Here is a 21,444-nt window from a genome sequence, read left to right as displayed (position 1 = left end):
ACACAATAAACAATTATAACAACTACAACATGAAAAAGTTTTCAGCACTCTGCCTTTCACTGCTCGTGGCCTTTGCAGGCCTTACAGCCAAGGCGCAGAAGTTCAGCTACGGTATTGTGGCTGGTTATGACCTGACCAAGGTAAAGTATTCGGGCGACATGAAGAATAACTTCAGTTCCGACAACAAGTCGGGCTGGTATGTGGGTCCTAAAATTGTGTTCAGCACGGTCATGGGACTTGGCGTAGATGCCTCGTTGCAGTACTCACAGCGCAAGCTCAACATTACGCAGGAAGGCTACATTGACGGTAACGTGGTGTATGACAAAGTGTCGCAGAGCCAGACATACCGCACCATCGAAATACCCATTAACCTGCGCTACAGCATAGGGCTTGGCAGCTCGGCCAGCGTGTTTGCCTACACCGGTCCGCAGTTTGGCTTTGCCTTGCAAAACATGAAGTTCAATAATCTTGGCACAGGCAATAACTTTAGCCGCGAAAACCTCAACACCACATGGAACATTGGTGCCGGTGTGCGTTTGTTCAAGCACCTCGAGGCCAGCGTGGGTTACAACTTTGCCCTTGGCAAGGCCGGCAAGGCCATTCTTAACGGCGTTGGCGTTAACGAGGGTGAGAGCCAGGATTTGGAATTGAAGTACAAGACCAACACCTTCCAGGTGCAGCTGGCATATATGTTCTAAACGTTCTAAACTCATAAACTTATGCTTAGATTAAACTGTTTTTTCCAGGCCAACGAGGGCAAGTATGACGAGGCCCTGCAGGCCGCTATTGCCTTGACCGCCGCTTCGTTGAAGGACGAGGGCAACATTGCTTACGACACCTTCGAGAGCGCTACCCGCCCCGACGTGTTCATGATTTGCGAAACATGGCAGGACGAGGCTTCGCTTAAAAAGCACATGGCCGCCGACCACTTCAAACTCTATGTAGGCCAACTCGAAAAGCTCGGCACACTCAAGCTCGAGCAATTCACCTTTGCCTAAACACCATAGCACGCCACACGCGCTAACGGGCACAGCACACCGTAAGGACACGCTGCCCCGTTAGCGCGTTTTTCAAAATTGGCATCAAAAGCGCGACCGTTTTTGTTGCATTATAAGTTGCCTGAAACGCGCTGCAAATAACGCAAGCACTAATGGGGGCGACGCGTCTCGCGTCGGGATAATTAAAAGGAAAGATACAAGCTATACTAAATAATAGCTGAATCTTTTCCCGACGCGAGACGCGTCGCCCCCATTAGTGCTTGCGTTTGGTGTTTGAGTCCGTTCGCATGTTTACTTTTCACCGAACAATCATAACAACGAATAGAAATCCCTAAAACAACACCCAACCTTACAGGGCAAAAGCATTAAAGTCTGTCATGGACAACGTGATAGCTAACTTCTGTCAATAATAGCTTCTGCATCCATGTGCTGCTAAATAAAGGGGCTTACTTTTTGAAATAAAGAGCATGAAGTACTATTTATAAAGGGTCTAAGACAGGAAAAGTAGCGTCTTGGCGTTTAATCGGACAGCAATGTAAATTAAGATGAGAATTTCCAATCACATGCCCACGAGATAAAAAAGGGACCGCAGCAAAACATAAATCAAGCCCGCTTCAGTTTCCTATATTGGCAAATGTTGCCAAAATCCCGTATATTTGTGGGAAAACAGGCTCTAACGCCTAATTAAATTAAAAGCTTATGAAAACTGTAGCAGGGCTTGATGTGCACAAAGATAGTGTATATCTCTGTATTTTGCGAGAAAACGGGGAGAAAATAGAACGCGTATACGGCGTTTTGACTCCACAACTCGATTCCATGCGCGATTTTATGGCAGAAAACGAAGTCAGCGAAGTCGCAATGGAAAGCACAAGTGTGTATTGGATTCCCATCTGGCGCGTACTTGTTGATTCATTTGAACTCAAGTTGGTTAATCCTTACTTTATTAAGCAACTTCCTGGGCGTAAAAGTGATGTCAAGGATGCTCAATGGATTGCGGAATGCGTCATGAAGGAACTAATTCGTGGAAGCTTTATTCCACCTCCTTTAATCCAACAACTCCGCTTGTACGACAGACGAATATTCGAGTTGAATGCGGAATTAGTAAGAAAGTATTCCAAGATTGATGCGATATTGCAGCGCTGTAATATTCGTTTGAGTAACTATGTGTCCAATACAGATTGCAAGAGTTACAAAAATGTTGTCAAGCGTATATCTGAAGGTGTAACTTCACCGCAAGAACTACTTATGCTCGTACACAAACGCATTATAAACAAGCATGGCGAGGATACGATACTGGCAGCACTTACAGGTGTCGTTTCCGAAGCTGAAATAGACATGCTTGCACAATATGTTGCAGAATCAGCCTTATTGGAGGATAACAAGAACAAATGCATTGAAAAAATGCGGGAAATCTGCAACAGGGAGTTTGAGGAACAGATGAAGAACCTTCAGACAATCCCGGGTGTAAGCGAGCGTTCCGCCCTGACAGTCCTTGCCGAGATAGGTCCAGACGTAAATGCGTTCCCGAGTGCCAAACATCTCGTCTCTTGGTGCGGTTTCAACCCAAGAAATGACGAAAGTAACAAGAAAATCAAATCGAACAAGATTACTCACGGGAACAGATTCATCAGAATTGCCAGTGTTCAATGCGCATGGGCTGCATCAAGAACGAAAGATTGTTACTTCTCTAAGTTTTACGCATTTCACACACAAGTGAGGAAGAAATTCAAGTTGAAAGTAGTGGTAGCTGTGGCCAGAAAAATACTTGTGTGCATTTGGCACATTCTGAAATTCAATGTTTCATACAAGGACTTTGAACCCCAAAAGTCTGTTGCTAAAGATTGTACTCAGCTTGCTTAGTGCAAGCTGTAACAATAAGTTTCCATTGCAAGGCTATTAAGTTTCTGGTAGTTCGACTCCGTCCTTGTAAATTAGCCAAAGCCTTGGATACTTGTGGATGCCCACGTATAGCTTCGAGCTAGAAGAGAAAAATACCTTTTTACATACGTGTCGTCTCTTCAATTTTGGAGAGACTGGATATTTGCGCTGTATAGAAAACGAATATTGGGATTTCGTGTGTTACTTAGGATACTCATAATCCTTTTTTAGAGAAAACTTTAGAATAAGGATTAAGACACATGAAATCAATTTTAGAATACATACTAGAAAAGTTGAATATAATAGAGCCGTCAATACCAATCGTTGAGATGGCTACTATTGATAAAACGGTTAAAGTATCCACAAACACATATCGTATTGCATTACATGGTCCAGCAGTTGGTGATAGACCATGTCCCCATTTTCATATTTATCTCGCTAATGATGTATATCCTTATAAAAGATTTAATATTGAAATAAGTCTAATTGATTTGCTTTGTCATGATGAACTTAATATTGTTGCAATACAAGATAAAGAAAAAAAGATTAATATAAAGAATAAATGTTCTTGGGCCGGTTATAGAAAATTACATGATAGAATAGAAGATTGGTTAGAAGAACCATGTACTGGACTTCCGGGTAACTTTCAAAATAACTTAGAAGCATTAATATGGTCGTATGATAATGAATCAAATGATGGTATGTCATTATTAGAATATATAAATGGCCATGGAAATAAAGGGCGCACCCGACAAACCCTGTGGAGGGCTGTGCAGATGCTAACCCAAAAACTGAGTTGCCAAACGATACATGATTGCCCAAAAGTAGTACCTTTGCACTATGAATCAGAATGGCAATAAAAATATGTATGAGGGCCTCGCCTCATATTTCCTCCCCGAAGGAGTTCTTAAATATTTCGAGGTGACAGACTTTGCAACACAGCGTACTCTGGACAAGGATGTTCTTTACACAACAGAGCTTCACATCTATCTGGATGAGCGCGACAATCGCACACCAGACATGAAGGATTCCGTGAGCAATGGTTTTGGGGAAGAATCATGTTTACTTGACTATCCAGCCCGAGACAAGAAGGCGGTACTTCACATACGAAGAAGGCGTTGGACAATGCCGGATGGCACAACAAGAAGTGTTGACCTTGACAAGGAGTTTGAACTGAAGCATAAGGGCACTCGATACGCGAAGGACTTCGCGCTTTTTTTAAAGAGGGCGAATGGACTCTGAGACGATAACCGCTCGTCAGATTGGTTATACGTACATGATTAACAGCTCCACGTTTGCCAAAAGATACAAGGACGCCCTGAGTAACTTCGAGACGTGGGAGCAGAAGGATCACGCATCCAAGTGGATTCTTATTCCGCAAAACGTAGGTAAGGAGCAAGGCATAGACGAGACCTCCCTCCAGGGCGAACTGTACACTATCGTTCACAACAAGGATGCCCATGGTCGCAAGGGTGCAATCATAGCAGTAGTCAAGGGAACGAATCCTGCTGACGTACTGAAGGTTCTCATGCAACTACCTGCAGATAAGCGTGAAATGGTTGAGAATATCACGATGGATCTCTCAGATTGCATGCGTGTCATAGCCCGAGAGGCATTCCCTAAAGCCACAGTCATACGTGACTGCTTCCATGTCGTAAAACGCGGTGGAGAGGGCTGCGAAGAGATACGCCTGCGCCTGAAACGAAAAGCCGTAAAGGAGGCGAACAGACAGAAGGCAGAGTTTCGCAAATACCTCGAAAATCTGGCAGCGCAGAGAAAGGCTTACCGCGAGCGAATGAGGAAAAGGCATGGGAAGAACTGGAAGAAGAGCAAGCGCGGAAGAAAGCCTATGAGGCTGAACACTCGCTTTGAACCCAAAAGGCTTGAAAATGGCGAGACTCTTGTAGAGGCACAGACACGATGTCGCAAGCAATTGTCCATGAGCCGAGAGAAGTGGAGCGCAACGCAGAAAAAGCGTGCGAAGATACTTTTCGCACTCTACCCAAAACTTGAAGAAGCATACAATCTGATCAACTCCCTTAGAGCCATATTCAGAAACAAGAAACTCACAAAGGAGACTGCCAAACAGAATTTCAAGGGGTGGTATGAGAAAGTGGCTTCCTGCACTCTGCGTGAAATCAAGTCCGTACGCGATACCATCAGATTCTATGAGGATGAAATCCTGAACTACTTTGACGGACGTAAGACTAACGCTTCAGCTGAATCGTTGAACTCAAAGATCAAATGCTTTCGTGCACAAGTAAAAGGAGTCATAGACATACCATTCTTCATGTATCGTTTAGCAACAGTTTTGGGTTAGCATCTGCACGGCCTACTCCACAGGGTTTGTCGGGTGCGCCAAATAAAGTATTACCAAAATACGAAAATTATTTTAGAATACATTAAATTATAAATGAACAAAACAAGTCGTGCAAGTCAATCACCATCGTGTTGCGCACCAGTTTGTTCACGGGCACAAACCCTTTGTCCGCCTGGTCGCGCCGTTGCACTTCGGGCGTGCGGTCATGCACATTGTATCGAATGTCGTACAATTCGTCCATAAGACTGATGGCTTGTTCTGTCAACCCGCAATTCGTAGTGTGGCCAGTTGTTTGCGATGCGCAATCCGTGTCGTTGTGCATGCGTTTTTTCTGCCGTGGCGTTACAGTGTTTTTAGTTTGTGGTTCCGCGCTATGCGCGATAGCATCTATCAGTTTGTCCACGCCACGTTTCACAATGGCATCGGCATAGCGCAGCATTCTGTTAAGCATTCGTTTCATGGTAGTCAATACAATTTGGTTTGATATAAAATTAAAGTGCTGCAAAGGTAACACCAAGGCATTGCACCCAACAAAAAAAGTGTACAATTTGTACACAAATATTTGCTCCCTTCCCGTCTGCCTACTAGTAAAAGAGTGCGTGTGTTTTTACTGCCATCTTACACTTTTTGTACGTAACGAGTTGATATACAGATGTTTCAAGAGTGTAAGATGATTTCAAAATATCTTACACACCTCTACATACATCTTACACATCGCACCCCGCCGTCTTGCAGTCATTTTTGTCGTATGCGGTGGATCATACGCCATAGGGACGTAGAGAAATCTGTCGGAGCAACAGACTTTTCTGCTCCCCTATGCAGTGATATCTATCTCCTGTGCTTGTGCCGTGTGGCAGCATGTGGGGTGTGTAGGTTGTGTGTAGGTGGAATTTGTAGTATCTTACACTGAGTAAAGTATTGATAGTCAATGAGTTGTAGTGTATTAGTGTAAGATGCAAGATACTCGGTGTGTAAGTTGTTGTAGTATGGTATAAGTCCCAAATGCAACTTTTTTTCTTGCACCTTTTAGCGTAAACATGCGAACGGACGCAAGCAGCAAACGCTACCACCAAACGCAAGCACTAATGGGGGCGACGCGTCCCGCGTCGGAATAGAGAAAGGAGGAAAATACGAACCTCTACTAAATAATAGCTGCATCTTTTCCCGACGCGAGACGCGTCGCCCCCATTAGAGGTAGCGTTTTGTGCTTGAGTCCGTTCGCATGTTTACTTTTCACCGAATAGCAATAACAACGAATAGAATGCCCAAAAACGATCTCATTTTTGATGCCGATTTTGAACACCCTACCTGTAAGGGCAAAAGCATTATTACAATGTGCTTTAGACTTTTACCGGAGCAATAATTGTTGAAAAGTTGCTAACTTTGCACATATGATAAGCACACTGATAAAAGCGCCGCGGCGCACACTGCGGTGGTTGCGCCGCTTTCGCCATCGCAGGGGGTACGGCATACACTCACCCTTTGCCTTTGGTTTTGTGACGGGTGTGGTGTACGAGGCCGGTGCGTACTATGCCTATGCGCCGCTTGCGCAAAAGTGGCGCGGCATGCTGAATGGCTGCCCCTTGCGCCCAAAGGACCTGCGCCTGCTGCTGCGCCTGGCCAACTTTCAGCACCCGGCACGCTGCTGGTGTGTGGGGTATGCCGCCGACGGGGCAGAGGCAGCCTGGCTCAAGGCTGGCAGCAGCGGCACGCATTACACTACCCATGCTGGCGGCAAGGCCGACATGATAGTGGCTAACCGAAACTGGCCCGCTTGTGCCGAAGCACTGACTGATGCCCTTGCCGAGGGGGGCATGATGGTGCTCACCCAGGTGGGCGGGCGCCATCGCAAGGCGTGGCTCAAACTGCTGCAGCACCCCAAGGCGCAGGTGGCGTTTGACCTTTACGACTTTGGCATAGTGTTTTTCCGTCCCGAATTGCAGCGGCAGCACTATGTGGTGAATTACTTGTAAAACTTGTTGATGGAATTCGTGGTTGACGGGGTAACAAGTTGACGGGTTGACAAGTAAGTATGTTCTGCACATTCGGCCCGTGTTAAAGGCTGAAAAGACAAGGAACGTCATAACTTGACTAACTTACCTGTCAACCTGTTAACCTGTCAACTTGTCAACCCCCGTCACCCCGTCAACCAGTAAACTAATCCCTTTGCTCATGATATATACCCGAACCGGCGATGTTGGCACTACTTCGCTGTCCGACGGCACACGTGTGCCAAAAACTGATGCGCGCATAGCCTGCTATGGTGCCCTTGACGAACTCAACGCGCAGCTTGGTTTGTTGCGTGCACAACTCGCTACTCTGCACATTGAGGGGGCGCCACATGCTTTTGAGGCTGACGAAAGGCTGATAGTGCGTGCCCAGCGACTGCTGTTCAGCCTCGATGCCACCCCGCATGACGTTGAGGCTCTTGAACACGGCATCGATGCCACCGACACATTGGTGGGCGGCATATTCCGTGGTTTTGTGTTGCCCGGTGGACACCCCGTGGCAGCTGTGGCCCATGTGGTGCGCTGTGTGTGCCGCCGCACGGAGCGCGAGCTCTGCTCACTCAGTGTTGCCGATGATGTGCAACGTATGCTACAGCCTGGCATGATGGCCTACATCAACCGTTTGTCCGACTTTCTGTTTGCCCTTGCACGCAAAATAAACAGCCTTACTGCTACGGCCGAGACATTGGTGGCGGAGTGAGTGCCTATAATTAAGCATATCTTCGTAACTTTGCAGCATCAATAACACAACAAAGACTAAACACACCAATGGACTTATTACACATCGTGACGCAGATGCTGATGATATTCGGCATTGTGCTGGTAGGCTTGTTTGCCGCCAAACGCGACTTGTGGTCGGGCGACCTCGACCGCAAACTGTCGGTTTTTATAATGAACATATCCATGCCAGCATTAATTCTTGCCTCGGTAATGGGCAAGGATTTGGCTTTTGAAAACTCCGAGCTCGTAGCTCTTGGCGTGGTGGCTGTGGTCAACTACATAGTGCTGATAGGGCTGGCCTATCTCATACCCCATGTGTTCAAGGTGAACAAGGCGCGTATGGGTATATGCCGTTTTATGCTGGCTTTTGGCAATGTGAGTTTCATTGGCTATCCTGTGTGCGATGCCGTGTTTGGCTCCAAAGCCGTGTTCTGCGCTTCGGTGCTCAACATACCTTTCAACTTGTTGGTGTTTACCATTGGCGTGTCGTTTATCAATGGTGGAAAGGCCAAGAGTGCCTTTTCGCCCAAACTCATTCTTTCGCCTTGCGTCATAGCCTCGCTCATAGCTGTGGTCATAGCCATTGCGCGCATTAAAATGCCCGTCCCCGTGGGCGAATGGTTCCACCTGTTGGGCGACCTCACCACCCCCTGTGCCTTGCTCATTATTGGTTCGAGTCTGAGCCACATACCTGTGCGCGATATGTTTGGCAACCGTTTTGTTTATTCCATGACGCTGTTGCGCCTTATTGTGCTGCCCCTTGCTGTGGGTGGTGTGCTGGCGCTGATGGGCATCAATCCCTTTGTGAGCGATGTGGCGGTGGTGCTGAGTGCCATGCCTGTGGCCACTAACGGCATCATGCTTTGCTTGCAGTATGGCAAGGACGAGCGTGTGATGACGCAGGGACTGTTTTTTACCACGCTGATGTCGGTGGTGACCATACCTCTTGTGGCCTACGTGGCAAGTTTGTTCTAATTTAGGGGTTATAAGGTTAGGGGGTTATGAGGGTTAATGGGTTAGAGGGTTAATGGGTTAGTGGGTTAAAAGATTACCATTGCTTGTTCAACTCACAAAGGTGACTTTTTAACCTTCTAACCCCTTAACCCTCTAACCTCTTAACCCTCTAACCTCTTAACCCCCTAACTCTCTACCCCCTCTCCCCCCTACCCGCTTATGTATTTTGTAATAGTCACAATAGTAGCCCTTGCGGCGGGTTATGCCATAGGCGTGTTGCGCACCCAGCGTGCCGCCATCAGTGCGCAGGCACAACTCAAAGCCGAGCAGCAGCATGCCGAGGAAGCCATGCGCAAACAGGCACAGGCACTGCGGGCAGAATTCAAAGCCATGTCGGTGGAGATGATGCGCACGCAAAGCGACAGTCTGCGACAGCAACATTTGCACACCCTCGAGGAGTTGCTCAAACCCCTTGGGCACGACATAGAGGACTTCCGCACACAGTTTGTCAAAGGCCACGCCTCGCTCGATGGCTACATCAAGGCCCTTGTGGAACAGACTAACTCGCTGGGCCGCGAGGCCGAGGACCTGGCCAAGGCCCTCAAGGGAAATAACAAGTTGCAAGGCAACTGGGGCGAGGCTGTGCTCAACAATCTGCTGTCAGCCTCAGGGCTTACCGAGGGACGCGACTACACCCTGCAGAGCCATCAGCCCGACGGTCGCGGCTCAGTGGCCATACCCGACGTGGTGGTGCACCTGCCCGGGCAGCGCAATGTCATTATCGACTCCAAGGTGTCGCTCAAGGCTTTTACCGACTATGTGGCGGCCGACGATGCCGCCCAGCAAGAGGCTCTGCTAAAGGAGCATGTGCGCAGTGTGCGCCAGCACGTCAAGGAGCTGGCTGCCAAGGATTATGGGCGCATAGTGCCCGACAGCATAGGCTATGTGCTGATGTTCATACCCGGCGAGGCAGCCTATGTGTCGGCCGTTACGGCAGCCCCCAATCTGCCCACCGAGGCTTATCAGCAGCACGTCATACTTATCAATCCCACCAATCTGCTCATGGCCTTGCAACTGGCCTACAACCTGTGGCAGAGCGAACTGCAGAGCCGTTCGGTGAACGAGATATATACCTCAGCCGAAAAGCTCTATAAGAAGTTCAGCACCTTTGCGCAGAACTTTGTCAAGATAGGCAAGAGCATCGACCAGCTGCATCGCACCTACGACGATGCACAGCGCCAGCTCACCACGGGGCGCGGCAACATAGTGAGCCAGCTCGAGGGGTGGAAGGAGAAGGGACTCAACCCTTCGGCCTCGATGCCCGACGGGCTGACATTCGACGAGGAGTAGACACGCTAATTAGTTGACGGGGGTAACGAGGGTGACGGGTTAACCAATTACTCACATACATTGTTGCGTATGACGCTTTACACCATAGGCCATTCTAATTTGCCAGTCGACACATTTTGGCAAATATTGCAGCGGGTTGGGGTGACGTGTGTGATAGATGTGCGTAACCAGCCTGTGAGTCGTTATACACCGCAGTATAACGACGACCGTTTGCGCACGTTTATAGTTCGGCATGGCGGCCACTACCTCAACTTTTGTCGCGACTTTGGTCCGCGTCACTTCGACTGTATTGACTCGCTGGGTTTGGTGAGCTATGAACGTGTGATGCAGATGCCTTATTTTGTACAAAGTGCTGCGCGTGTGGTGCGTGGCTTGGCTGCGGGGTATGGCGTTGTGCTGATGTGTGCCGAGGCCGATCCATTGATGTGTCACCGTTTTTGTCTGTTGGGACGCTATTTCCAGCATATTGGTGTGGAGGTGGTGCATCTGCTTAAGGACGGCAGGCAGCGCACCCAGTTGTCGCTTGAGCGCGAAATGGTGGCCGAGTACTTGCGCAAGGGGGTGCTCAAGCCCGTAGCAGCATTGTTCGACCCTTATACCGATGCCGACCAACTGGCTGACGCTTATAGGTTGAAGAATGCGGAAATTCGCTGACGCCGTAGCGTGACTTGGCAGCCGCTAACGCGGAAAGCAGAAGAACATAAGGGCATAAGGACATAAGTTGTGGAGTGTGTTAGCCGCTAACGCGGAAAACAGAAGAACATAAGAACAAAAGAACATAAGGCCGCTGCGCGGCTGAAGGCCACGGACTGACGTCCGCGTGGCTCAAGAACATAAGGGCTGACGCCGTAGCGTACCAAGTACTACTCAAGTAGTCACGCTACGGCGTCAGCCCTTATGTCTCTTATAGTCTGGGAACGCAGTTCCTAGACTTCCAATTTATGTCTCTTATGTAGCTTATGTTCTTATGTTCCCGCGGTAAGCGCTTCAAAAGTCCCCACCTCGGCGTTAGCCCTTATGTTCTTGAGCCACGCAGACGTCAGTCCGTGGCTATCAGCCGCGCAGCGGCCTTATGTCCTTATGTCCTTATGTTCTTCTGTCTCCCGCGTTAGCGGCTGCCAAGTCACGCTACGGCGTCAGCCCATTAGCATATTACTACATTGTCACATTACTACATTACCATATTACCACATTAGCATATTACCACATTAACAACCCCATTCGCACATTTGTTGCAAGCATTTATGGCATAAATACTTGCAACCCTCACTAATTTTGCCCAACTTTGCCGTGAAATTAACTCTATGAACTTTTGAAACACAAAGCGTAATGACTACACTTACCGCATTGATTGTGGCTGTATTCGTATTGGGCTACTTCATGATAGCCATCGAAAGCCTTACAAAAATCAACAAAGCCGCCATTGCCTTGCTCATGTTTGTGGGCTGTTGGACCATCTTCATGTTCGACCCTGGCCAGTACCTTGCCGCCGCCATTGGCGACAAAATACCGCAAGCCGTGAGCGAGGTGATAGAGCATCACCTTGGCACCACATCCACCACCTTGTTCTTCTTGATGGGTGCCATGACCATTGTTGAGCTCGTCGACCAAAACGGAGGCTTTAACTTTGTGCGCGACCTGATGCGCACTACCAGCAAGCGCAGTCTGCTGTGGCGCATAGCCATCATGACATTCTTCCTGTCGGCCATACTCGACAACCTTACCACGAGCATTGTGATGATAATGATATTGCGCAAGCTCGTGAGCGACCACAAGGACCGCATCAAGTATGCCTCGCTCGTTATCATAGCCGCCAACTCGGGCGGTGCCTTCTCGCCCATTGGCGATGTAACCACCATCATGCTTTGGAACAAGGGTCTCATCACAGCCGCAGGCGTGATAAAGGAGATATTCATACCCTCTGTCGTGTCGATGGTCATTCCTGCTTTTATCATGCAGTACACCCTCAAGGGCAAGCTCGGCTACGCGGCCACACCACAGGCTGCCACCTCAGCCAGTGACCTGACGGCACGCCAGCGCAAGGTGATATTCTTCCTGGGCGTGGGTGGCCTCATCTTTGTGCCCATATTCAAGAGCATTACCCATCTGCCCCCGTTTGTAGGCATACTGCTTGTGCTGGGCGTGCTTTGGACGGTGAGCGAAATATTCTACCGTCACCTTGGTCATACCGAGGAGAAGGGTGCTATGCAAAAACGTGTGACCAACATGCTGTCGCGTATCGATATGAGCACCATACTCTTCTTCCTTGGCATACTCATGGCAGTGGCCTGTCTCGAAACCATTGGTGTGCTCGTACAACTGGGCCAGGGCCTCAACATCGTGTTCGAGGGTAACCACTTCCTCGTAACAGGCATTATCGGTGTGCTGTCGAGCATTGTAGACAATGTGCCCCTCGTGGCCGGCTGCATGGGCATGTATCCCATGACTGCTGTGGGCGACTTTGCACAGGACGGCATATTCTGGCAACTGTTGGCCTACTGTGCCGGTGTGGGCGGTTCGATGCTCATCATTGGCTCTGCCGCCGGTGTGGTGGTGATGGGACTCGAAAAGATTACTTTCGGGTGGTACATGAAGCACATTTCGTGGATTGCCTTTGTGGGCTACTTGGCCGGCATCGTTTGCTACTTCGTGCAGCGCGTGGTGCTGGGAGTGTAACTCTAAATTATAGGTTGACAAGTTTACGGGTCGACAGGTTAACGGGTAAGTTTGCCTTCTTACCATTCATACTTTAACATAATAAGTAGTGTACCGCGTACTTACTTGTTAACCCGTTACCCCCCTCTCGTCAACCCCGTTAACAAAACCCTCCAATAAAATAATTAGGATTAGTATATGCAACATTCATTATTCCTTTACAATACGCTGACGCGCCGCAAGGAACTGTTCACCCCTATCCACCCCGGACATGTGGGCATGTATGTGTGCGGCCCCACGGTGTACGGCGATGCCCACTTGGGCCATGCCCGTCCCGCCATTACCTTCGACCTCGTGTTCCGTTACCTCAAGCACCTTGGCTACAAGGTGCGCTATGTGCGCAACATCACCGATGTGGGACACCTTGAGCACGATGCCGATGAGGGCGAGGACAAGATAGCCAAGAAAGCACGCCTCGAACAGCTCGAGCCCATGGAGGTGGCACAGTACTACACCAACCGCTTTAATGCTGCCATGGCCAAGCTCAACGTGTTGCCGCCAAGCATCGAGCCGCACGCCACAGGCCACATCATTGAGCAGGAGCAGCTCGTGCAGCAAATCCTTGACAATGGTTATGCCTACGAGTCCAACGGGTCGGTATACTTTGATGTGGTAAAGTACAACGAGCACCACAAGTATGGCATACTGTCGGGCCGCAACCTTGAAGATGTGCACGACGCCAGCCGCGAACTTGACGGTGTGGGCGAGAAACGCCACCAGGTGGACTTCGCCCTCTGGAAGAAGGCACAGCCCGAGCACATCATGCGCTGGCCCTCACCCTGGAGCGAGGGTTTCCCCGGCTGGCACTGCGAGTGTACGGCCATGGGTCGCAAGTACCTCGGTGCCCACTTCGACATTCACGGCGGCGGCATGGACCTGGTGTTCCCCCACCACGAGTGTGAAATAGCCCAGGCTGTGGCATCGCAGGGCGACCAAATGGTAAAGTACTGGATGCACAACAACATGATAACCATTGCCGGCAAGAAGATGGGCAAGAGTTACAACAACTTTATCACGCTCGACCAGTTCTTCAACGGCAGTCACGAGTTGCTTACTCAGCCCTACTCGCCCATGACGATACGCTTCTTCATACTGCAGGCACAGTACCGCTCAACAGTCGATTTCTCAAACGAGGCATTGCAGGCTTCGAAGAAGGGTTTCGATCGCTTGATGGACGCCGTGTCGCAGCTCGGCCGCATTGAGGCTGTGGCCAACGGCAAACTCGACGAGGCTTATGCCAACGAGCTGGCCACCAAGTGTTACGAGGCTATGGACGACGACTTTAACTCGCCCATCGTTATCAGTCACTTGTTTGAGGCATGCCGCGTCATCAACCAGTTGGTCGACAAGCAGCAAACTATCACCCCTGCCGGCCTTGAGGCTTTGACCAAGGTGGTAAACACCTTTGTGTTCGACATATTGGGTCTGAAGAGCGAGGCCGAGGGTGGCAACGCCAAGCGCGAGGAGGCTTTTGGCCATGCCATCGACCTGTTGCTCAGTCTGCGTGCCAAGGCCAAGGCCGAAAAGGATTGGGCCACAAGCGACAAGATACGCGACGACCTGGCCGCCTTTGGCTTTGAGGTGAAGGACACCAAAGAGGGTGCCACCTGGAAACTGCCTTGATGCGCATACATTCTCTATTATAAACGTAAACATGCTAACGGACTCAAGTACCCAACGCTACCTCTAATGGGGGCGACGCGTCCCGCGTCGGGGAAAAATGCAATGTCCATACACAAAATAAAGGCTCACAGACAGCAGTGATTACACTGCCTGTCTGTGAGCCTTTGTCTTTAATCCCGACGCGGGACGCGTCGCCCCCATTAGAGGTAGCGCTTAGTGGTAGTGCTTGGTGCTTGCGTTGGGTGCTTGTGCTGTTAGTGTGTTATAGGTGCACAACCCTAAATATTTGTTTGGTGATTTTGCCTGCACCTTGCACTTTTTGACGTAATGCGCTGGTAATCATTGTTTTCGGGTGTGTAGGTAATGGTCGTTTTTGTGTACACACCTGCCTGCACAATATGCTTGTCTGCACGCCCAGGCGTAGTAGAGTTTACGGTTGTGCCAGGGCGTTGTGTGTGTATAGGGAGGTGGATTTTTCGGTTGCTCCGATAACTTTTTCTACCTCCCTATGTTGTGATACGTAGCAGTGATGTAAGTGCAGGTAGAGTGCAGGCAGAGTGTAGGTAAGTGCAGGTAGAGTGTAGGTAAGTGCAGGTAGAGTGTAGGTAGAGTGTAGGTAGAGTGCAAGTGTGCATACACTGCGTAATGCTCTGATATTCATCTTATTAAAAGCAAAAAGTGCAAGGTGCAGGCACTTTTGCATTTCTTGTTAGTTGTTAAGCGCATGTGTTAGCCGCTAACGCGGAAGACATAAGAACATAAGGACATAAGAACAGAAGTATGACGTTTGTGTTAGCCGCTTACCGCGGGAACATAAGAACATAAGCTACATAAGAAACATATAAGGCCGCTGCGCGGCTGACGGCCACGGACTAACGTCCGGGTGGCCTCAAGAGACATAAGGGCTGACGCCGTAGTGTTACATATAGTAACGCTACGGCGTCAGCCCTTATGTCCTTATGTTCTTATGTTCTTCTGTTTACCGCGTTAGCGGCTGCCAATCCACGCTACGGCGTCAGCCCTTATGTTTCTTGAGGCCACCCGGACGTTAGTCCGTGGCCGTCAGCCGCGCAGCGGCCTTATATGTTTCTTATGTAGCTTATGTTCTTATGTCTCCCGCGTTAGCGGCTAACACACACGTTACGACTTCTTGAGTCCGTTCGTAAGTTAACGTTTCACTTGACAGCAATATTCATATATGCTGTGTTGCCCCGTCAGAACGAGAAGAGTACGCGAGCCTGGAGTGCATGAATGGTCTTGTCGTAAGGCAGGAAGTCCTTGTCAACCTTGTGCAAGGTGTAGTTGAGCATGACCTGCGCATATTTGTTGAAACTGTAATTCAAGCCCACGGTGAACGAATTGACATTGCCACCACCCACACTGCTTGAGTTGTAGGGATAGTCGGCCATGTAGCCGTCGGGGTAGTATTGGTTGCGGCCTGCCGAGAAGTACTCGCCCTTGTTGATGTCGTTAAGTCCTGTGTAGTTGTAGCGGGCTACGACCTCGAGCGCTTTGCCTTTCAACCCACCAAGCACAGCCTCGTTTGTGTCGTAGTGATAGGGAGAGCCAAATATCAGAAAGCCCGCTTCAACATATCCACCATTAAAGTGGTTGGTGCGCAGGGGGTTGGCAGCCTCCCATGCACTGAGCGTGCCCCATGTGTCGATGTTGTCGTTAGAAGCCTCGAAGAGCGTTTTAGAGTCACGCTTTTTGGTGACAAGTTTGTGACGGTATTCACCACGCACAAAAAAGCGCTTGTTGTGGTAGAGTGCTTCGGCCCCCACGTCGAACGTGTTGTTGGCCCAGTCGAGCGTGCATGATGAGAAGTCTTGGTTTTCGTCAACATAAGTTTCGAGCGACTGCCCCAACGAGAGCGACTTTTTAAGCACATTGTTGTAAGTTTCGCCGCCTCCCAAGTGGGCGTAGCGCATGTTGAGTCCCAAGTGTAAAGTTTGGTCAGCCGTGCTAATGGGGCGCACCACCCATCGTCCGGCCACACTCACGCCATTGATGCCAGCGTCCACCTTGTTGTATTGGTTCTCGGCAAACACGCCCTGGTAGGCAGTGACGTGTTTGTTGGTGTACTTGTAGGTGGCACCCAGTTCGCGTCCTGTGCCCAAGGCATTGGCTGCCCCTGCACGCGAAATGAAGTGGTAGCTGCCCAGCGAGGTGAGTCGTGCCATAGAGCCTGCGGGGTCGGTGTAATAGCCCACCTTTACGGCATGGTTACCCTCGTGTTTGTCTTTGACAGCATATTGCAGGAAAATGTTCTTTTGGTCAAACTTGCCCTTGCCAAAGCCAAAGTCGGCATAGAAGTACCAGTTGCGGTAAGTCATTGAGGTGCGTATACGCGCATCAGTCAGCGCAGCACCCGAGTGCATGGGCGTAAAGTCTGAGTGGTAGTATGCTGCATCGGTCATCATGCGTGCACCGATGGTAAATTTCACGTCCTGCTCCTTGTTGCCAAGTTCAAGAGTCGGTTTTGAGTCAAAGTCCTGTGCGTGGCTGGCGAGCGCGGCAAGGCCCAGAAGAGACAGCGTTATATATTTGTTCATGTGTTGTGAAAGTTATATGTTAAGTAGGCAGGCATTCAAAGCACCAATTATAGTATTGACTAATGTTGCGTGCCTTCTATGATGTGTGTGTGACAAATAGTTATTACAATCAATATCCCAGTCGTTGCAATGTCTTTTCGGCATCGGGCACGCTCGATGGAGCCTGAGAGTTGTCGTACGTCTCGCCCTTGTGGAAGGGGTTAGGCAAGTTGGCGTTGCAGCGGAAGCCGTTTTCAATCATGAAGCGCAGCGACATTTCAGAGCGGTTGGTAAAGAAGCCGTCCATGTAGACAGGTGTCGACTTGGTGCCGCTAAAGTTGGTGTGAGCTGTGGCAGGCACGGTGGTGAGCAGCAGGTCGTCAAATTGTGTGGTGTTGCCGGCATCATAGTAGTCGTTGTAGTAGCCCATGTATTTGGCCATCTGTGCGTAAGAGTCGAACGAGTAGGGGTGGTTAATCATGCCCGACTTGCGTATCATGTAAGCTTGCCAGGGGTTGTTCATTTCGGGATAGTTGTTAGGTGCACCCGATATGGCCGGCCCCATGATGTGGGCACCGTGGTTGAGGCCGTAGCTAATAAAGTCGGCATAACCTGTGGGCGTGTTGTATTTCAAGTCGGTGGCATAAGTACCCGTCCACAACAGGAAGCACATGGGCACCTTGCCTTTGAACACGTTGTAGGCACGGGTGAGCGCGTCGAATGAGAAGGTTTGTAAAATAACCTTGCCGTTGGTATTACCCACATTCACCTTGCCATTGGTGTAGAAAGGCTTGTGCTCCGTTTCGGGTTGTGTGGCAATGTTCCAGCCACAGTCGGCCAAGGCGTTGTACACACGCACCTCCATGTCCTTGGGGTTAAGCCACGACTCCTTGAACTCGATGTAGATGCCCGGACGGTTGCCCATGTCCTGCGGGTCGGCCACATAAGCATCGTCAAAGTCATAGTCTACAAAGTCCATGTATTTAGCGGCATAGGTGTACGACACCGAGGGGTCGTCGCATTTGGTAGTGCGCTTTTCGGCATTGTAAATCTGCTCGAGTGTCATGTCCTTGTACTTGTCCTTGATGTGGTAGGCAAGCACACGCTCGCCATTGGCATCGCGGCGCAGCATTTTGCCCTGGGCATAGGCCACTTGGTCCTGCAGGGCCGACACATACTGGTGTATGCCGCCCTTTTGGGCAAAGGCAGCGCGTGCCTGGTCGGGGCTTGAGGTGTTGAACCAGCTGCCAGCATCGAGGGCCAGCAGTTCGTGGTAGTAATAGCTCATGGTGTAGTATGGGCGGAAGTCCTTCACATCGCGCTGGTACTGAGCCTCGATGTCCTCCTCGCTGAAGTGTTGCGAGTCATCGGCATTCTTAAAACTGCGGTAAAAGTCCTTGCGCGAGGCCGGCACATATTCGGAGTACACATTGGCAATGTTGGTAGTGCGCTTGAGGTTTTCGTCGTGATTGGCCAGGATTACGCCGTCCTTGGTGGCCTGCATGTCCGACTCCAGATAGTCTGCCCCCATTTCGCGCGCCCAGCGCCAGGCGGCCTCAGTCTCCTCAGGTGCCCAAAAGGTAGAGCCTCGGTGGGCCACTACGGCGTAGAGTGGCACATAGTCGCGCACTTTGGCCATTTCGGGTGTGATGTGTTGCACCTCGATGCGCTTGGCATCGGTGTTGTTGTCGGTAAATTGCTGCTCGTCTGAGCACGCAGACAGGGTGAACAGCATGCTGCCGCACCCAATGGCTAATGCCATGATGTGTTTAAGCGTCATTATTTATTAGTAGTGTGTTGTTGTGTGCTTAAAAAATGGGTTGTCCTATGCAGCCGCTGGGAGCTTGAATGTGAAGCAGGGCGGCTATGGTGGGTGCAATGTCGGTCATGTAGCACTGGCGTGTGCTGGCGCCGGGGGTTACTCCCCAACCCATGAACACGAGCGGAATATGTGTGTCGTAGGGGTTCCATGTACCATGGTCGGTACCTTTAAGACCGTGAGCCGAGAAGCCCGGTTTCAGCACAATCTGCACATCGCCGCTGCGCTCGCGGTTGTAGCCGTTGATAATGCGGAATTTCACCTCGTCGGGCAGAGCCGATGTAGCCGTTTTGGCCATGTCTACGGCATAGAGCACCGCCGAGTCCTGTTCAAGACGCTGCACTGCAGCCGCCTCTATGCGGTCAAAGTCAAGCCCTTGGGCTGCAATGGCCTTGCGGTCGAAAAACACCTGGTTGTTCATCACGTGGCTCACCACATTGCCGCTTGTGTGTACGGCAGCGTTCACCGCCTCGTTCAGGTACCTTTTAGCCCCATCGCTGTCCCAGCTGCCGGCAGGAATGCGGCGGTCGGTAAGGTAGAGTGCATTGTTCGACGCACCGTGGTCGGCCGACAGAAATATCAGGTATTCGCCGCGTCCCACCTTTTGGTCAAGATAGTCGAGAAAAGCGGCAATGTCGCGGTCGAGGCGCAGGTAAGTGTCCTCAATCTCAACGGCATTGGTGCCCACCTGGTGCCCTATGTAGTCGGTGCTCGAGCAGCTCACGGCCAGCAGGTCGGTCACACTGTCGGTGCCAAGGGCTTCGCCCTCAATGGCCGCTTTGGCCATGTCGAGCGTGATGGTGTTGCCAAAAGGCGTGTGGCGCAGTATGCCGTAGCCATATTGCTTGCGCAGTGCGGGCAGGTTGAGCGGCAGCGTGGCCTCCACGCCCGGTTGTATGCCGTCTTCATAATTTGTGCGGTCGGCAGTACTCTGCGTGTAGGCTTTCTTGTCGAGTAGCGCGTTCCATGGTGCCGACAGATATTTGTCGGCCAGTTTCTGTGCGTTGAACGCCTTAACCCATGCGGGCAGTTTGCTGGTGTAGTAAGTGCTTGTAATAAAGCATCCCGTGGCATCGTCGAACCAGTAAGCACCATTGGGATTGTGGCCGGCCGGCAGAATGGAGGAGCGGTCCTTCAGGGCTACGCCCACCACCTTGGCTTGGTCGTTGGTGGCCATGCGCAGTTCGTCGCCAATGGTAGTTACCCACAGGTTGCGTGGTGACATATAGCCTGCCTTGCTTGTCGTGCCCACGGGACGCACTGTGGCATCGTCGGTGCAGTACACCTTTTGACCGTTCTTTACAAAGTTATTTCCGGCAATGCCGTGAATGCTTGGCACCGAGCCGGTGTAGATGCACGTGTGGCCTATGGCTGTGACAGACGGCACATAGGGTATGCGTGTATTTTCGCAGCTATAGCCTTGGTTGAGCAGACGTTTGAAACCTCCCTCGCCGTAGTGTGGCATGTAGCGGTACAGGTAGTCCCAACGCATTTGGTCTATCACAAGTCCCACCACCAGTTTGGGGCGTGCCACTTGTTGTCCGGCTTTGGCCATGGTGCAGGTCAGGGCTGAGGCGGCGATGAATAGCAATGTCTTTAGTTTCATTGTGTAGTGTGTTGGTTATGTCAGTAGTTTGTTATTACGGGTGCAAAGGTATTATGCTGGTGTTACGAAAGTGTTTAAGATTGTGTGACGAATGTGTGACGGTGGGGAGTAAGCAGCCGCTAATACTTATTGCCGCTTAGCGCGGAAGACAGAAGGACATAAGATATATCGTTTGTGTTAGCCGCTTACCGCGGAGACATAAGAACATAAGCTACATAAGAAACATATAAGGCCGCTGCGCGGCTGACGGCCACGGACTATCGTCCGGGTGGCCTCAAGAGACATAAGGGCTGACGCCGTAGCGTGGCTTGACAGCCGCTAACGCGGGAGACATAAGGACACATAAGAACAGAAGATAACGTTCGTGCTTGCCGCTTAGCGCGGGAGACATAAGTAACATAAGCTACATAAGAAACATATAAGGCCGCTGCGCGGCTGACGGCCACGGACTATCGTCCGGGTGGCCTCAAGAAACATAAGGGCTGACGCCGTAGCGTTATTATATGTAATACTACGGCGTCAGCCCTTATGTCCTTATGTCCTTATGTTCTTATGTTTACCGCGTTAGCGGCTGCCAATCCACGCTACGGTGTCAGCCCTTATGTTTCTTGAGGCCACCCGGACGTTAGTCCGTGGCCGTCAGTCGCGCAGCGGCCTTATATGTTACTTATGTAGCTTATGTTCTTATGTTCCCGCGGTAAGCGGCTAACACAAACGTCATATCTTATGTTCTTTTGTTCTTATGTTCTTATGTATTCCGCGTTAGCGGCTAACACACGCTGCAACTTATATTCTTATGTCTTCCGCGCTAAGCGGCAATAAAGCGAAAAAGTCCCTCTTTCGCTTTGCACTGCATTCGGTTTGCACTAACTTTTACTTCGTCCAAGTTAGGCTGCACCTCAGCAGTGCAAAGCGAAA

Annotated in this window: 18 protein-coding genes; 13 read left to right on the top strand and 5 right to left on the bottom strand. The window is 50.4% G+C overall.

The window, feature by feature from the left end; genetic code table 11:
• Positions 1 to 29 precede the first annotated feature (29 nt).
• The 6 genes from BQ5453_RS02800 to BQ5453_RS02775 all read left to right on the top strand — a co-directional run bounded on the left by BQ5453_RS02800 (position 30) and on the right by BQ5453_RS02775 (position 5,196).
• Complete coding sequence (locus BQ5453_RS02800) at positions 30 to 698, top strand: porin family protein (RefSeq protein ID WP_071122047.1); 669 nt, start codon at positions 30 to 32, stop codon at positions 696 to 698.
• Positions 699 to 719: 21 nt separating this feature from the next.
• Positions 720 to 998 (top strand): putative quinol monooxygenase, encoded by a 279-nt coding sequence (locus BQ5453_RS02795; RefSeq protein ID WP_022103001.1) that lies wholly within the window; start codon positions 720 to 722, stop codon positions 996 to 998.
• Between the two features lie 699 nt (positions 999 to 1,697).
• Entirely contained in the window at positions 1,698 to 2,858 is a 1,161-nt protein-coding gene (locus BQ5453_RS02790) for an IS110 family RNA-guided transposase (protein ID WP_071122046.1), read from the top strand.
• A gap of 278 nt (positions 2,859 to 3,136) precedes the next feature.
• Positions 3,137 to 3,736: a hypothetical protein gene (locus tag BQ5453_RS02785; protein WP_071122045.1), complete on the top strand. Its 600-nt coding sequence runs from the start codon at positions 3,137 to 3,139 to the stop codon at positions 3,734 to 3,736.
• Positions 3,737 to 3,740: 4 nt separating this feature from the next.
• On the top strand, positions 3,741 to 4,118 hold the full coding sequence (locus BQ5453_RS02780) for an ISAon1 family transposase N-terminal region protein (protein ID WP_143033257.1): 378 nt from the start codon (positions 3,741 to 3,743) through the stop codon (positions 4,116 to 4,118).
• Between the two features lie 34 nt (positions 4,119 to 4,152).
• Positions 4,153 to 5,196: a transposase gene (locus BQ5453_RS02775; RefSeq protein ID WP_074027632.1), complete on the top strand. Its 1,044-nt coding sequence runs from the start codon at positions 4,153 to 4,155 to the stop codon at positions 5,194 to 5,196.
• A gap of 82 nt (positions 5,197 to 5,278) precedes the next feature.
• Here the strand turns inward: BQ5453_RS02775 and BQ5453_RS02770 are convergent, their stop codons facing one another.
• Positions 5,279 to 5,656, bottom strand: a complete 378-nt coding sequence (locus tag BQ5453_RS02770) for a hypothetical protein (RefSeq protein ID WP_143033269.1) — start codon at positions 5,654 to 5,656, stop codon at positions 5,279 to 5,281.
• A 931-nt stretch (positions 5,657 to 6,587) separates the two neighbouring features.
• On the opposite strand from BQ5453_RS02770, the gene BQ5453_RS02765 reads away from it, so the two are divergent.
• The 7 genes from BQ5453_RS02765 (at position 6,588) to cysS (ending at position 14,567) form a co-directional block, all read left to right on the top strand.
• Complete coding sequence (locus BQ5453_RS02765; RefSeq protein WP_071122043.1) at positions 6,588 to 7,169, top strand: hypothetical protein; 582 nt, start codon at positions 6,588 to 6,590, stop codon at positions 7,167 to 7,169.
• 199 nt (positions 7,170 to 7,368) lie between these two features.
• Positions 7,369 to 7,905: a cob(I)yrinic acid a,c-diamide adenosyltransferase gene (locus BQ5453_RS02760; RefSeq protein ID WP_071122042.1), complete on the top strand. Its 537-nt coding sequence runs from the start codon at positions 7,369 to 7,371 to the stop codon at positions 7,903 to 7,905.
• Between the two features lie 68 nt (positions 7,906 to 7,973).
• The gene (locus BQ5453_RS02755; RefSeq protein ID WP_071122041.1) at positions 7,974 to 8,900 is read left to right on the top strand and encodes an AEC family transporter; all 927 of its coding nucleotides are present in this window, start codon (positions 7,974 to 7,976) and stop codon (positions 8,898 to 8,900) included.
• Between the two features lie 198 nt (positions 8,901 to 9,098).
• Positions 9,099 to 10,229, top strand: a complete 1,131-nt coding sequence (locus BQ5453_RS02750; protein ID WP_071122040.1) for a DNA recombination protein RmuC — start codon at positions 9,099 to 9,101, stop codon at positions 10,227 to 10,229.
• Between the two features lie 69 nt (positions 10,230 to 10,298).
• Positions 10,299 to 10,883 (top strand): DUF488 domain-containing protein, encoded by a 585-nt coding sequence (locus tag BQ5453_RS02745; protein ID WP_071122039.1) that lies wholly within the window; start codon positions 10,299 to 10,301, stop codon positions 10,881 to 10,883.
• 675 nt (positions 10,884 to 11,558) lie between these two features.
• On the top strand, positions 11,559 to 12,905 hold the full coding sequence (gene nhaD, locus BQ5453_RS02740; protein WP_071122038.1) for a sodium:proton antiporter NhaD: 1,347 nt from the start codon (positions 11,559 to 11,561) through the stop codon (positions 12,903 to 12,905).
• 177 nt (positions 12,906 to 13,082) lie between these two features.
• Positions 13,083 to 14,567, top strand: coding sequence for a cysteine--tRNA ligase (cysS, locus tag BQ5453_RS02735; protein WP_022101255.1), 1,485 nt, complete (start codon positions 13,083 to 13,085; stop codon positions 14,565 to 14,567).
• Positions 14,568 to 14,997: 430 nt separating this feature from the next.
• Here cysS and BQ5453_RS14025 read toward each other — a convergent pair whose 3' ends face one another.
• From BQ5453_RS14025 to pafA, 4 genes are all read right to left on the bottom strand, one after another.
• Complete coding sequence (locus tag BQ5453_RS14025) at positions 14,998 to 15,228, bottom strand: hypothetical protein (RefSeq protein ID WP_143033268.1); 231 nt, start codon at positions 15,226 to 15,228, stop codon at positions 14,998 to 15,000.
• A 553-nt stretch (positions 15,229 to 15,781) separates the two neighbouring features.
• On the bottom strand, positions 15,782 to 17,122 hold the full coding sequence (locus BQ5453_RS02730) for a hypothetical protein (protein WP_071122037.1): 1,341 nt from the start codon (positions 17,120 to 17,122) through the stop codon (positions 15,782 to 15,784).
• Positions 17,123 to 17,231: 109 nt separating this feature from the next.
• Positions 17,232 to 18,881, bottom strand: coding sequence for a glycerophosphodiester phosphodiesterase family protein (locus tag BQ5453_RS02725; protein ID WP_337486889.1), 1,650 nt, complete (start codon positions 18,879 to 18,881; stop codon positions 17,232 to 17,234).
• A gap of 28 nt (positions 18,882 to 18,909) precedes the next feature.
• On the bottom strand, positions 18,910 to 20,526 hold the full coding sequence (gene pafA, locus BQ5453_RS02720; protein ID WP_071122035.1) for an alkaline phosphatase PafA: 1,617 nt from the start codon (positions 20,524 to 20,526) through the stop codon (positions 18,910 to 18,912).
• Between the last annotated feature and the right edge of the window lie 918 nt (positions 20,527 to 21,444).

The organism is Prevotellamassilia timonensis (genome assembly GCF_900106785.1).
Taxonomy (GTDB): domain Bacteria; phylum Bacteroidota; class Bacteroidia; order Bacteroidales; family Bacteroidaceae; genus Alloprevotella; species Alloprevotella timonensis.
The sequence above is the reverse complement of the archived record's forward strand: the minus strand, read 5'-3'. Positions and strand labels throughout refer to the sequence as shown.

Excerpts from the sequence above, each read along its gene's own strand:
- BQ5453_RS02800 (WP_071122047.1), top strand. The coding sequence starts at position 30 with ATGAAAAAGTTTTCAGCACTCTGCCTTTCACTGCTCGTGGCCTTTGCA.
- BQ5453_RS02795 (WP_022103001.1), top strand. The coding sequence starts at position 720 with ATGCTTAGATTAAACTGTTTTTTCCAGGCCAACGAGGGCAAGTATGAC.
- BQ5453_RS02790 (WP_071122046.1), top strand. The coding sequence starts at position 1,698 with ATGAAAACTGTAGCAGGGCTTGATGTGCACAAAGATAGTGTATATCTC.
- BQ5453_RS02785 (WP_071122045.1), top strand. The coding sequence starts at position 3,137 with ATGAAATCAATTTTAGAATACATACTAGAAAAGTTGAATATAATAGAG.
- BQ5453_RS02780 (WP_143033257.1), top strand. The coding sequence starts at position 3,741 with ATGTATGAGGGCCTCGCCTCATATTTCCTCCCCGAAGGAGTTCTTAAA.
- BQ5453_RS02775 (WP_074027632.1), top strand. The coding sequence starts at position 4,153 with ATGATTAACAGCTCCACGTTTGCCAAAAGATACAAGGACGCCCTGAGT.
- BQ5453_RS02770 (WP_143033269.1), bottom strand. The coding sequence starts at position 5,656 with ATGAAACGAATGCTTAACAGAATGCTGCGCTATGCCGATGCCATTGTG.
- BQ5453_RS02765 (WP_071122043.1), top strand. The coding sequence starts at position 6,588 with ATGATAAGCACACTGATAAAAGCGCCGCGGCGCACACTGCGGTGGTTG.
- BQ5453_RS02760 (WP_071122042.1), top strand. The coding sequence starts at position 7,369 with ATGATATATACCCGAACCGGCGATGTTGGCACTACTTCGCTGTCCGAC.
- BQ5453_RS02755 (WP_071122041.1), top strand. The coding sequence starts at position 7,974 with ATGGACTTATTACACATCGTGACGCAGATGCTGATGATATTCGGCATT.
- BQ5453_RS02750 (WP_071122040.1), top strand. The coding sequence starts at position 9,099 with ATGTATTTTGTAATAGTCACAATAGTAGCCCTTGCGGCGGGTTATGCC.
- BQ5453_RS02745 (WP_071122039.1), top strand. The coding sequence starts at position 10,299 with ATGACGCTTTACACCATAGGCCATTCTAATTTGCCAGTCGACACATTT.
- nhaD (WP_071122038.1), top strand. The coding sequence starts at position 11,559 with ATGACTACACTTACCGCATTGATTGTGGCTGTATTCGTATTGGGCTAC.
- cysS (WP_022101255.1), top strand. The coding sequence starts at position 13,083 with ATGCAACATTCATTATTCCTTTACAATACGCTGACGCGCCGCAAGGAA.
- BQ5453_RS14025 (WP_143033268.1), bottom strand. The coding sequence starts at position 15,228 with ATGAATATCAGAGCATTACGCAGTGTATGCACACTTGCACTCTACCTA.
- BQ5453_RS02730 (WP_071122037.1), bottom strand. The coding sequence starts at position 17,122 with ATGAACAAATATATAACGCTGTCTCTTCTGGGCCTTGCCGCGCTCGCC.
- BQ5453_RS02725 (WP_337486889.1), bottom strand. The coding sequence starts at position 18,881 with ATGACGCTTAAACACATCATGGCATTAGCCATTGGGTGCGGCAGCATG.
- pafA (WP_071122035.1), bottom strand. The coding sequence starts at position 20,526 with ATGAAACTAAAGACATTGCTATTCATCGCCGCCTCAGCCCTGACCTGC.